Raw genomic sequence first — 12,202 nt, forward strand, 5'->3', positions numbered from 1 at the left:
ATAACCTTATGAATATACATATTTTATCTCCCGGCTTATCGGGGAAGTTTTGCCATTCACAACGGCAGAAAATTTTTTTTGCGACCGCTTTACGCATTTATATTTTTTAGCCTACTGGCATAGTTCCTGCATTATATTTTTCAGACAATGCGCAATTTAATTTTATCCGCCGGCAACGTTGTTGCCGTGATAATTATTTAACGATGCAGAATAAATAGGGTCCACGCCATGTTAAGTTTCGATCCTGACCAAATAATCTTGCCGCCGGGTCATTATATTAACGGCAAACACCGCGCCGGCGCGGGCCAGGGTTTTCAGGTCAATCGCCCCTCCGACGGCAAGGCCGCGGGCCAGCTGTTCGAGGCGGATAACGCGCTGGTGGACGAGGCGGTGACGCTGGCCGACCGCGCGGTAAAACAAAGCGGCTGGGCCGCGTGCCCACCCCGCCAGCGCGGCGAGGTCATGCGGCGCTGGGCGGATCTTATCCTGGCCGACAGGGTCAACCTGGGCCGTCTGGAGGCGCTGGGCTCCACCCGCCCCATCCACGACGTGGTCCAGCACGAGATCCCCTTTACCGCCGAGGCCATTCGTTTTTACGCCGAGTGCGCCGATAAATACAGCGGCGACGTGCTGCCGACCCGCGACGGCAGCCTCGGCATGCTGCTGCCGGAGCCGTACGGCGTGATAGGCGCCATTACCCCGTGGAATTTCCCGCTGTCGATGGCGTCATGGAAATGCGGGCCGGCGCTGGCGGCGGGCAACGCGGTGGTGCTGAAGCCCTCCGAACTGACCCCCTATTCCACCGTGCGCCTGGCGGAGCTGGCGCTGGAGGCCGGCCTGCCGCCCGGCGTGCTGAATATCGTACAGGGCGGCGGCGCGGTCACCGGCGCGGCCCTGGTGGCCCATCCGCTGGTGCGCAAGGTTTCCTTTACCGGTTCAACGCGCACCGGCGCCCATATCATGAGCAACGCGGCGTTTAACGGCATGAAGCCGGTGACGCTTGAGCTGGGCGGCAAAAGTCCGCAACTGGTATTCGATGACGCCGGCGATATTGACGAGGTGGCGGGACGCATACTGCGCGGTTTTACCGCCAACGGCGGCCAGGCCTGCGTTGCCGGCACGCGTCTTATTGTCCAGCGCGGCATCGCCGCCGCCTTGATTGACAAGCTGGTGCTGCTCTGCCAGGGCTTTCGCCCCGGCGTAACCTGGGACGAAAACAGCCGCTATTCCCCGTTGATTGACGCCCGCCAGGCCGCCAGGGTGGCGCAGGTAGTGGCGGCGGCTACCCAGAGATCAGGCGAGATCCTGACCGGCGGCAGTCTGTTCGACGCCACCGGCCAGGGTTATTTCTGGCGGCCGACGCTGCTTGCCAACGTCGGACCCGACAGCCCGGCGGTGCTGGAGGAGATTTTCGGCCCGGTGCTGACCGTGCAGCTGTTTGACGATGAGGACCAAGGACTGGCGCTGGCGGCCCATCCCACCTACGGCCTGTGCGCGGGCGTGCATACCAAAAATATCGACCGCGCGCTGCGGGCCATGCGCGCCGTGGCGGCGGGGACGGTATGGATCAACCGCTACGGCCGCTCCGGCGATTTTATTATTCCCACCGGCGGTTTCCAGGGGTCAGGTATTGGCAAAGACCTGGGACGGCAGGCGTTTGAAAGCTGCCGCCGCTACAAAAGCGTGCTGATCGACTACTGATTTGGCGGCACCATCCCATCATCCGCATTCTTTCGTTGGAGGTTATGCAATGGCTGTGTTTAAACCGAAATACATTACATTCGACTGCTACGGCACCCTGATCAAGTTCGAGATGGCCGAGGCCGCCCGGGCTGTGTTCGCCGAACGCGTCGATCGAGACGCCATGCCTTTTTTTCTCAAGGATTTTGCCGCCTTTCGCCTCGATGAAGTGCTGGGCGCCTGGAAACCCTACGATCGGGTGGTCGGCAACGCCATCCGCCGCGCCTGCGATAAATGGCGGGTGGAGTGCGGCCAGGCGGATTGCGACGCCATCAATACCGCCATCACCACCTGGGGCCCGCACCCGGACGTGCCCGCCGGGCTGGCAAAGGTCGCCGGGGAATTTCCACTGGTGCTGCTGACCAACTCGATGAACGCGCTGATCAAATATCACGTGCCGCGCCTCGGCGCGCCAATCCATAAGGTGTTCACCTCCGAACAGGCCGGCGCCTACAAGCCGCAGATGAAAGCCTTCGACTATATGCTCGGCCAGCTTGACTGTGGCCCCGGCGATATCCTGCACGTCTCGTCAAGCCTGCGCTACGACCTGATGACCGCGCACGACATGGGCATCAAACATAAGGTGTTCGTGGCGCGCGGCCATGAGCCGTCCACCCCTTACTACGGCTATACCGAAATCAACGATATCGGCGGCCTGGCGGCGGTCGTCGGACTATAACGGACAGACGGGGAAACGTGATGAAACTGGAATCCTTCTGGCAGGCAACCGCCCCGGTATATTTGGGCTCGCCGCCGGGCGACCTGCCGGCCACCGCGGACGTGGTGGTGATCGGCGCGGGTTTTACCGGCATGTCGGCGGCGCTGGCATTGGCGCGCGCCGGCGTTGACGTGACGGTGCTCGAGGCGGAGCGGGTGATGAGCCAGGCGTCGGCGCGCAACGGCGGACATTGCAATACCGGCGTGGCGCAGAATTTTACCGCGCTGGTGGCCAGCCGGGGATTGGAGCAGGCCAGCCGGTTTTATCACGCCTATGCCGGCGCGGTGGACTATGTGCAGCGCCTGGTGGAACAAGAGCATATTGACTGCGATTTCCTGCGCTGCGGCAAGCTTAAACTCGCCAGCAAGGCGTCACATTTCCCCGCGCTGCGGGCGGCCCATGACCTGATGCGCGCCACCGTCGACCCGGATATCGAGCTGATTGGCGCCGAAGACATCCGTCATGAAATCGGCTCCGGCGCGTTCCACGGCGGATTGCTGCAGCGGCGCGGCGGCCAGATGCATATGGGTAAATTCGGCATCGGGCTGGCCCAGGCGGCGGCCGGCGCCGGCGCCCGGATCGTCGAGCATACCCCGGTCACCGGCCTGAAGCGCATCGCGGGGCGCCGCCACCGGGTCAGCACCGCGCGGGGCGAGATTGTCGCCGAAAAAGTGTTGCTGGCCACCGGCTGCTCCAACGTCGGTCCGTTCGACTACTTTAAGCGCCGCATCGTGCCGGTCGGCAGTTTTGTGGTGGTGACCGAACCGCTCGATCCGGCGCTGCTGAGCGAACTGTTTCCGCAGATTCGCACCTATGTTACCTCGCTGAATATCGGCAATTATTTCCGCACCACGGTGGATAACCGCCTGGTGTTCGGCGGGCGGGCGCGTTTTGCCATCAGCAACCCCACCTCCGACGCGCGCAGCGGCGCGGTACTGCAGGCGGCGCTCGGCACGCTGTTCCCGGCGCTGGCCAACGCGCGTATCGACTACTGCTGGGGCGGACTGGTGGATATGACCGCCGATCGCCTGCCGCACGCGGGCGAGCAGGACGGGGTGTTCTATTCCCTCGGCTACAGCGGCCACGGCACCCAGATGTCGGTATGGATGGGTAAGGTGATGGCCGATTTACTGACGGAACAAGCCGACGCCAATCCCTGGCGGCGCGACAGCTGGCCGGCGGTGCCGGGGTATTTTGGCAAACCCTGGTTCCTGCCCATGGCGGGCTGGTACTACAAGGCTAAGGATCGGTTTTCCTGAGTTCCACATCGTTACCGGCGCGGGTTTCCAGCCCATGTTTCCACTTATTATTTCCACTTCGAGGGTGTGCAGATGACTAAATTTGTCAAAGATGTGAACCTGGTTAAACCGTCCATGACCAACACCATTACCGACGTGGCCATCACGCGCCGCGGCATGATGAAACTGCTCTCCGCCGGCGTGATCATGGGCACCGGGCTTATCGGGTTTCCCGACTTCGGTTACGCGGCCGAAACGCCGGTCAAGGGAGGCCGGCTGCGCGCCGCCATGGCCAACGCCTCGGCCAGCGACACGCTGGATCCGGCCAAGGGCAGCAACAGCGGCGACTATACGCGCCAGTTTATGTTCTATAACGGCCTGACCGAGCTGGATAAAAACCTGGTGGCCCAGCCGGCGCTGGCCGAATCCATCGACAGCAGCGACGGCGTCATCTGGCAGCTCAAGCTGCGCCCCGGCGTCACCTTCCACGATGGCAAGGCGCTGACCGCGCAGGACGTGGTGTATTCGCTCAGCCGGCATAAGGATCCGGCCGTGGCGTCGACCGCCATTACCCTGGCCGAACAGTTCAAGCAAATCACGGCGGCGGGCGCCGGCGAAGTGATGATTGAACTGACGCAGCCCAACTTCGATTTACCCGCGCTGCTGGCCACCAGTCCGTTCCTGATCCTGCAGGACGGCGCACGGGATTTCAGCAAGGCCAACGGTACCGGGCCGTTTATCTGCAAGGAATTTTCGCCGGGCACCCGCAGCGTGGGTATCCGCAACGCCAATTACTGGAAGCCGGGCCTGCCGCACCTTGACGAAGTGGAGCTGATGGGCATTACCGATCAGCCGGCGCGCGTCAACGCCCTGATGTCCGGAGATCTGCACATGATCTCCACCCTGGGCGCCGGCGACGTAAAGCGCCTGCGGGCCAACGGTCAGTTCGGCATCCTCGAGAGCAGGTCCGGCATGTACAGTAACCTGATCATCCGCGCCGACCGCGCGCCGGGCAACAACGCTGATTTTGTGCTGGCGATGAAGTATATGCAGCCGCGTGAAATCATCCTGAAGACCGTGATGCAGGGCTTTGGCGCGATCGCCAACGATACTCCGGTGCCGCCGTGGCATCCGATGTTCAATAAAGACCTGCCGCAGCGTCCCTACGATCTGGACAAGGCGCGCTTTCACCTGAAAAAAGCCGGCATGACCGGCATCAAGGCGGAAATCATCACCACGCCGAATATCGAGGGCGCGGTGGAAGGCGGACAGCTGATGCAGCAAATCGGCAAATCCGTCGGCATGGACCTGCAGGTCAGGCGCGTGCCCTATGACGGCTACTGGTCGACCCATTGGATGAAGGATCCGCTGGGCTACGGCTCGATCAATCCGCGCCCGACGCTGGATATGCTGTTCTCGCAGTTCTACCGCTCCGACGCGCCGTGGAACGAGTCGGGCTGGAAAAACCCCCAGTTCGACCGGCTGGTGACGGCCGCGCGCGGCGAGCGAGACCAGGCCAAACGCAAGCAGATGTACGGCGATATGCAGACGCTGATCTACGACAGCTGCAGCACGCTGATCCCGTTGTTTATCAGCTCGATGGATGGCTACAGCAACAAGGTCAAAGGCGTCGAGGCCTGGCCGTCGGGCATGATGATGGGCTACCGCTTCCATGAATTTGCCTGGCTGTCCGCCTGAAAGGGAGGCCCACGATGAACCGATGCCCACGCGGCCATAGGCGCGCCTCGCCGGCCGCCTGACCAGGAGAAGCACCATGAACCGATATATATTTTTATTGATCCTGCGGCGTATCGGCTCCGGCATCCTGACGCTGCTTATCGTTTCGGCACTGGTGTTCCTGATCACCAGCCTGCTGCCGGGCGACGCGGCGCAAATGATCCTCGGCCAGACGGCGACGCCGGCCACCGTCGCGGCGCTGCGCCAGCAGCTGGGCCTGGACCAGCCGCTGGTGATGCGTTATTTCACCTGGCTGGCCGGCATGCTGCACGGGAATTTCGGCACCTCCTTTGCCAGTAATCTGCCGGTGACGCAACTGGTGGCGCAGCGCATACCCGCCACCTTCCAGCTGGCGGCCACCACCACGCTGGTGTCGGTGCCGGTGGCGTTGTTTATCGGCATTGTATCCGCCATGACGCGCGGCTCGGTTATCGACCGCACGCTGGCGGTCGGCACCATGGCGGTAGTGGCGGTGCCGGAGTTCCTGGTGGCCACCGTCGCGGTGGTGATTTTTGCGGTCAAACTGCACTGGGTACCGGCGATGTCCATCGGTTCCCCCCACCAGGACCTGGCCGGCTTCCTGCGCACCTACGCCCTGCCGGTGATGACCCTGTGCTGCGTGGTGGTGGCGCAGATGGCGCGCATGACGCGTTCGGCGATTATCAACGAAATGGACAGCCCCTACCTGGAGATGACCCTGCTGAAAGGAGTGTCGCCGCTGCGCGCCATGCTGCGGCACGCGCTGCCCAACGCGGTCGGCCCCATCGCCAACGCCATCTCGCTCAGCCTGTCGTACCTGTTCGGCGGCGTGATCATTATCGAAAACATCTTCAGCTATCCCGGCCTGGCAAGCCAGATGGTGGATGCCGTCAGCAATCGCGATTTGCCGGTGGTACAGCTGTGCGTCATGTTCTTCGCCCTCTGCTATCTGGCGCTGCTGCTGATAGCGGATATCCTGACCATTGTCTTCAACCCGAAATGGAGGGGCTGATGAACACCCTACTGCTTCCCGCGCGCTTTTTTATGTCGCTGAACCTGCCGGGCCGTATCGGCATGCTGATTACCCTGTTCTGGGTAGCCATGGCGATCTTCGGCACCGCGCTGGCGCCGCATAACCTCGAGGATATCGGCAGCGGCGACATGCTGGGCGGCTTCAGCGCCCAATTCTGGTTCGGCACCGACTACCTGGGCCGCGACATCTTCAGCCGTATCCTGTTCGGCGCCCGCTACTCCATCGGCCTGGCGCTGACCGCGGCGATCCTGGCCAGCCTGGTCGGCACGCTGCTGGCGCTGCTGGCGGCGGTGGCCTCCCGCCTGCTGGAAGAAGTCATCGGACGGCTTAACGACGCGCTGCTGATCATGCCCGGCAAAATCCTGGCGCTGCTGATCGTGGCGGTGTTCGGCTCGTCGCTGCCGATGCTGATCATCACCGCGGTGTTCACCTACTGGCCGGGGGCGTACCGCATCGCCTACGCCATGGCCTCCAACCTGCGCTCCATGGACTATGTGCAGGCCGCGCGCCTGCGCGGCGAAAGCAAATGGTATATCGCCGTCCACGATATCCTGCCCAATATGGTGCATCCGATGCTTACCGACCTTGGCCTGCGCTTTGTCTATATCGTGCTGCTGCTCAGCGGCCTGAGCTTTCTCGGGCTGGGCGTCCAGCCGCCGTACGCGGACTGGGGCACGCTGGTGCGCGAAAATATGCAGGGCCTGTTCGACGGCTCGCCGGCGGTGCTGATGCCGGCGCTGGCTATCGCCAGCCTCACCATCGGCGCCAACCTGTTTATCGATAGCCTGCCGTCCCGGCGCGCCGAAAACCGCCAGAAGGGGGTCGCATGAATATTACTCCCCATGGCGCGCGTCCCGTGGTCACGGTGGACCATCTGCGCGTCTGCGCGCGCGGCGAGGACGGCAGGGAAATCAACCTGGTGGCCGATATTCATTTCACCGTGCAAAAAGGCGAGGTGCTGGCGCTGATCGGCGAGTCCGGCTCCGGCAAGACCACCATCGCCCTGGCGCTGATGGGCTACGCCCGGCAGGGCTGCCGCATCGCCGAAGGCACCGTGCATGTGGCCGGCACCGACGTCACCGCGCTGACGCCCGCGCAGTCGAGGCAGTTTCGCGGCAATAAGGTGGCCTATATTGCCCAAAGCGCCGCCGCGTCTTTTAACCCGGCGATGAAAATCATCGATCAGGTGGTGGAGCCGGTGGTGATCCATGGCGTCATGAAGCGGGCGGCGGCGGAAAAAAAAGCCATCGACCTGTTTCGCGAACTGGCGCTGCCCAACCCTGACACCATCGGCCTGCGCTATCCGCACCAGGTGTCGGGCGGCCAGCTGCAGCGGCTGATGACCGCCATGGCGTTAATCAGCGACCCGGACGTGGTGATCCTCGACGAGCCGACCACGTCGCTGGATGTGACCACCCAGGTGGAGGTGCTGAAGGCCTTCCGCCGCGTAGTGCGCCAGCGCGGCGCCACCGCCGTCTATGTCAGCCACGATCTGGCGGTGGTGGCGCAAATGGCCGACCGCATCCTGGTGCTGCTGAAGGGATCGATTGCCGAATACGGCCGCACCGACGCGATGCTGGCGGCGCCCCGGGCGGAATACACCCGCTCGCTGCTCGACGCCGCGCGCCAAAAGCAGCGCGACAGCTCATGGCGACGCGCGGACGCCCCGCCGCAACCCCTGCTGGAAGTACGCGACCTGGCGGCGGGCTACGGCAGGCTCGACGGCGACGGCGCGCCGAAAAGCAAAATTCTCGCCGACATGAATTTCAAGCTCCACCGCGGCCAGGCCATCGGCATTATCGGCGAATCGGGTTCGGGCAAAACCACCCTTGCCCATGCCATTGCCGGCATGATCGAGCCTTATGCCGGGCATATCCTGTTTAACGGCCGCTACATTGAAAAAAGCATGCGCACGCGCTCCATGGACGAGCTGCGCCGCATCCAGTATGTGTTCCAGATGGCGGATACCGCTCTGAACCCGGCGCACAGCATCGAAACCATCCTCAGCCGCCCCCTGCGCTTATTCCATAACCTGCGCGGCGACGCCTGCCAGCGGCGGCTGCTTGAGCTGCTTGATCTGGTGCGCCTGCCGCGCGGCGTGCTGTCCCGGCGCCCCGGTACGCTGTCCGGCGGGCAAAAACAGCGCGTTAACCTGGCGCGGGCGCTGGCGGCCGAACCGGATCTGATTTTGTGCGACGAGGTCACCTCGGCGCTGGACACCGTAGTGGCGGCGGCGGTACTGGATTTGATTACCGAGCTGCGGCGCGAACTGGGATTATCGGTGCTGTTTATCAGCCACGACCTGCACGCGGTGCGTTCGGTCTGCGACGATATTATCGTGGTGAAAAACGGCCGCATGGTCACGCGGGTGGAGCGCGCCGACTACGACAAACCGTCCGACGTACTCTACTACGAGCGGCTTAAACGCGCGGTGCCCGAACTGCGCCAGGGCTGGCTGGACGAACATGAGGCGCTGCCGGTGGAAATACTGAAAGCGGAATAACCGGCAGTTCGATATCCGGACCACGCGCGGCGTTCAACCCGGCCCCTATGCCTGAAACGGGTACAATGCGCAGGGAGAATAAAGCGTAGCGTGGGATTAATTTATCACATAATGATTGTTAAGAGGTCACACAGAAAATGCCCGCTCCCCTTAGATATGTGCAGGACAGCGCCACCTTTCCCGATGCCGCCGAGGTGGTGATTATCGGCGCCGGCATCGCCGGCGCCGCCGCCGCCTATGAACTGGCCAAAAAAGGAATAAAGGCGGTATTGCTGGAAAAAGGACTGGTGGGCGGCGAGCAGTCCAGCCGCAACTGGGGCTGGTGCCGCCAGCAAAACCGCGACGAACGGGAACTGCCGCTGATTATTTACGCCCTGCGCCGCTGGGAGGAACTGGGCCACGAGACCGGCGAGGAGCTCGGCTTTCGCCGCACCGGGCTGGTGTACGCCACCCGCGACCAAACGGAAATCGACGCCTGGGACGCCTGGGGCAAAATGGCCCAATCCTATGGCGTGCGCAGCGATATCCTCGACGCCCGCCGGGCGAAAGCCATGACGCCCGGCAGCACCACCGACTGGCTGGGCGGCGTGTCCTCCCCCACCGACGGCCACGCCGAACCCGCGCTGGCATCGGCCGGCCTGGCCATCGCCGCGCAGCGCCTCGGCGCCACGGTCATCCAGCAGTGCGCGGTGCGCGGCCTCGATATCACCGCCGGGCGCGTCAGCGGCGTGATCACCGAGCGCGGCCTGATCAAAACCCCGGGCGTAATCTGCGCCGGCGGCGCCTGGACCTCGATGTTTTGCCGCCGCCACGGCATCAGCCTGCCGCTCGGCAACGTGATTGGCACGGCGTTTCGCACGGCGCCCATCGAACAGGCGATCGCCATGCCGTTTTACACCCCCTCCTTTGCCTGCCGTCCGCAGCTGGACGGCGGCTATACGGTCGCGGTCTCCGGCCGCGGCCGCCTGGAGCCGGGCGCGCAAAGCCTGCGCTACGCGCGGCAGTTTTACCCCACCTTTAAAGCGCGGCGCAAGATTTTGACCCTGCGGCTGGGACCGGCTCCGTTCTTTCACGGGCCGGAAGCCCTGGCGCGCTGGCAATTCGACGGGACATCGCCGTTTGAAAAAGTACGTATCCTCGATCCCCGCGCCGATATGGGGCTGGTGCGGGAGGGGCTGGCGGCGATGCGTGAAGAATACCCCGCCCTGGCGGGACTGCGGCTGGCGCAGGCCTGGGGCGGCATGATCGACAGCACCCCCGACGCGGTGCCGGTGATTTCCACCGTGCCGACGCTGCCGGGCCTGGTGATTTCCGCCGGCTACAGCGGCCACGGCTTCGGCATCGGTCCCGGCGCCGGCAGGCTGGCCGCTGATTTGATAACCAACGATCGGCCCATCGTCGACCCGGCTCCCTTCCGCTATGCGCGGCTGGTGGACGGTTCCGGCCTTGATGCGCCGGGCATGATGTGAGGAGGCAAGATGCAGATACGTTTACGCCCCATGAACCAGGACGATATCGAGGCCGCGTTTGCTTTAACCCGGCAGATGAAATGGCCGCACCGCCGCGAGGACTGGCGGCAGGCGCTGGACCTGGGCGAGGGTCTGGTGGCGGAGCGGGACGGCGCGGCGATCGGCACCGGGCTGTGCTGGCGCTGGGGTCCGGCCCATTCCACCCTCGGCCTGCTGATTGTCGACGGCGCCGCCCAGGGCAATGGCGTCGGCGGTCAATTGATGGCGTCGCTGATGCAACGCCTGGCCGGCAGCGCCATCCAGCTGCATGCCACCGTCGCCGGCAAAGGATTATATCAGCGGCTGGGTTTTGTCTCCGCGGGTGAACTCGGCCAGCACCAGTGCCGCACGCTGGGAGCCGCCACTCCCGCGCCGCCGCAAGACGGCGACACCCTATCCCCGGCTGGCCCCGGGGATGCCGATCTGCTGACCGCGCTGGATACCGGCGCGCACGGCATGGTGCGGCCGTCTTTAATCGCCGACCTGCTGGCACGCGGCGAAAAAAACCTGCTATTGCGCCGCCGGGGCGCGCCCCGGGGTTTTGCCTGCCTGCGCCGCTTCGGCCACGGCTACGCCATCGGCCCGGTGATCGCCTTGGATCTCCACGACGCCATCGTCCTGGTCGACCGGCTGTTGGCGGATCTGGCCGGGCATTTTGTCCGTATCGATACCCCGGCGTCCCTGGGATTAGGTGAGTGGCTAACCCGCCGGGGACTGCCGGTGGTGGACGCGCCGACCATCATGATCAAAGGCGCGCCCTGGCAACTCCTGGCCGGCGGCATGCGCCCGTTCGGGCTGATGACACAGGCGATGGGCTAATGAATATCCTGTATAAATCCGACCCCGAACGCGGGCGTCAATGGGCGGCGCTGATAGCCGCACGGCAGCCGGCCGCGGTATTCCGGGTCTGGCCGGATATCGGCGATGCCGGCGCGGTGGAATATCTGGTGGCGTGGCAGCCGCCGGAAAACATCATGGCGCAATTCCCCCGGCTGAAGGTCCTGTTCTCGGTAGGCGCGGGCGCCGACCAGTTTGATTATGACGCCCTGCCGCCCACATTGCCGGTGGTGCGTATGGTGGAGCCCGGCATCGTCAATAGCATGGTCGAGTACGTCACCTTTGCGGTATTGGGGCTGCACCGTGATATGCCGCGCTATTTCCAGCAGCAACGCGCCGGACTCTGGCTGCCGCACCGCGTGCGTCCGGCCCATGCCAGCCGGGTCGGCGTCATGGGGCTGGGCAACCTCGGCCGGGCGGCGGCCGGGCAGTTGGCTGGCCTTGGTTTCGACTGCGGCGGCTGGAGCCGCACCCCGCATGTCGTTCCCGGCGTGCGTTGCTGGGCGGGCGCAGATGAACTGGACGCCTTCCTGGCGCGCACCGATATCCTGGTATGCCTGCTGCCGCTGACCGCCGACACCGCCGGACTGCTAGACGCGCGCCTGTTCAGCCGGCTGCCGCCGGACGCGGCGCTGGTGCACGTTGGACGCGGCGCCCAGCTGAATCAGCCTGATCTACTCCAGGCGCTCGAAAGCCGCCGGCTGCGGGCGGCGGTCATCGACGTTACCGTGCAGGAACCGCTGCCGGCCGACCATCCCTTATGGCGACACGACGCCGTCTGGCTCACGCCGCATATCGCCAGCCAGACCCAGCCCGACAGCGCGGTCACCGCGCTGCTGGATAATATCCGCCGTTTTGAACGCGGCGAGGCCATGGTCGGCCTTATCAACCGACAGCAAGGATACTGAT

At 64.2% G+C, this 12,202-nt stretch carries 10 protein-coding genes; all 10 read left to right on the forward strand.

Annotated elements, in window-relative coordinates; genetic code table 11:
- Positions 1–228 precede the first annotated feature (228 nt).
- The 10 genes from GRH90_RS05585 to GRH90_RS05630 all read left to right on the forward strand — a co-directional run bounded on the left by GRH90_RS05585 (position 229) and on the right by GRH90_RS05630 (position 12,201).
- Positions 229–1,701, forward strand: a complete 1,473-nt coding sequence (locus GRH90_RS05585) for an aldehyde dehydrogenase family protein (protein WP_162364938.1) — start codon at positions 229–231, stop codon at positions 1,699–1,701.
- 49 nt (positions 1,702–1,750) lie between these two features.
- The gene (locus GRH90_RS05590; RefSeq protein WP_162364939.1) at positions 1,751–2,419 is read left to right on the forward strand and encodes a haloacid dehalogenase type II; all 669 of its coding nucleotides are present in this window, start codon (positions 1,751–1,753) and stop codon (positions 2,417–2,419) included.
- Between the two features lie 20 nt (positions 2,420–2,439).
- Complete coding sequence (locus tag GRH90_RS05595; protein ID WP_162364940.1) at positions 2,440–3,717, forward strand: NAD(P)/FAD-dependent oxidoreductase; 1,278 nt, start codon at positions 2,440–2,442, stop codon at positions 3,715–3,717.
- 72 nt (positions 3,718–3,789) lie between these two features.
- A complete protein-coding gene (locus GRH90_RS05600; protein ID WP_162364941.1) occupies positions 3,790–5,394 on the forward strand; it encodes an ABC transporter substrate-binding protein in 1,605 nt (534 codons plus the stop codon).
- Positions 5,395–5,470: 76 nt separating this feature from the next.
- A complete protein-coding gene (locus GRH90_RS05605) occupies positions 5,471–6,424 on the forward strand; it encodes an ABC transporter permease (RefSeq protein WP_162364942.1) in 954 nt (317 codons plus the stop codon).
- A complete protein-coding gene (locus tag GRH90_RS05610) occupies positions 6,424–7,275 on the forward strand; it encodes an ABC transporter permease (RefSeq protein WP_162364943.1) in 852 nt (283 codons plus the stop codon). Before GRH90_RS05605 ends, GRH90_RS05610 begins: the two co-directional genes overlap by 1 nt.
- On the forward strand, positions 7,272–8,948 hold the full coding sequence (locus tag GRH90_RS05615) for an ABC transporter ATP-binding protein (RefSeq protein ID WP_162364944.1): 1,677 nt from the start codon (positions 7,272–7,274) through the stop codon (positions 8,946–8,948). Before GRH90_RS05610 ends, GRH90_RS05615 begins: the two co-directional genes overlap by 4 nt.
- A gap of 137 nt (positions 8,949–9,085) precedes the next feature.
- Positions 9,086–10,417, forward strand: a complete 1,332-nt coding sequence (locus tag GRH90_RS05620; RefSeq protein ID WP_162364945.1) for an NAD(P)/FAD-dependent oxidoreductase — start codon at positions 9,086–9,088, stop codon at positions 10,415–10,417.
- A 9-nt stretch (positions 10,418–10,426) separates the two neighbouring features.
- Entirely contained in the window at positions 10,427–11,275 is an 849-nt protein-coding gene (locus GRH90_RS05625) for a GNAT family N-acetyltransferase (RefSeq protein ID WP_162364946.1), read from the forward strand.
- Positions 11,275–12,201 (forward strand): 2-hydroxyacid dehydrogenase, encoded by a 927-nt coding sequence (locus GRH90_RS05630; protein WP_162364947.1) that lies wholly within the window; start codon positions 11,275–11,277, stop codon positions 12,199–12,201. Before GRH90_RS05625 ends, GRH90_RS05630 begins: the two co-directional genes overlap by 1 nt.
- Position 12,202 lies beyond the last annotated feature (1 nt).

Source organism: Acerihabitans arboris (assembly GCF_010131535.1).
GTDB lineage: Bacteria > Pseudomonadota > Gammaproteobacteria > Enterobacterales > Enterobacteriaceae > Acerihabitans > Acerihabitans arboris.

Excerpts from the sequence above, each read along its gene's own strand:
- GRH90_RS05585 (WP_162364938.1), top strand. The coding sequence starts at position 229 with ATGTTAAGTTTCGATCCTGACCAAATAATCTTGCCGCCGGGTCATTAT.
- GRH90_RS05590 (WP_162364939.1), top strand. The coding sequence starts at position 1,751 with ATGGCTGTGTTTAAACCGAAATACATTACATTCGACTGCTACGGCACC.
- GRH90_RS05595 (WP_162364940.1), top strand. The coding sequence starts at position 2,440 with ATGAAACTGGAATCCTTCTGGCAGGCAACCGCCCCGGTATATTTGGGC.
- GRH90_RS05600 (WP_162364941.1), top strand. The coding sequence starts at position 3,790 with ATGACTAAATTTGTCAAAGATGTGAACCTGGTTAAACCGTCCATGACC.
- GRH90_RS05605 (WP_162364942.1), top strand. The coding sequence starts at position 5,471 with ATGAACCGATATATATTTTTATTGATCCTGCGGCGTATCGGCTCCGGC.
- GRH90_RS05610 (WP_162364943.1), top strand. The coding sequence starts at position 6,424 with ATGAACACCCTACTGCTTCCCGCGCGCTTTTTTATGTCGCTGAACCTG.
- GRH90_RS05615 (WP_162364944.1), top strand. The coding sequence starts at position 7,272 with ATGAATATTACTCCCCATGGCGCGCGTCCCGTGGTCACGGTGGACCAT.
- GRH90_RS05620 (WP_162364945.1), top strand. The coding sequence starts at position 9,086 with ATGCCCGCTCCCCTTAGATATGTGCAGGACAGCGCCACCTTTCCCGAT.
- GRH90_RS05625 (WP_162364946.1), top strand. The coding sequence starts at position 10,427 with ATGCAGATACGTTTACGCCCCATGAACCAGGACGATATCGAGGCCGCG.
- GRH90_RS05630 (WP_162364947.1), top strand. The coding sequence starts at position 11,275 with ATGAATATCCTGTATAAATCCGACCCCGAACGCGGGCGTCAATGGGCG.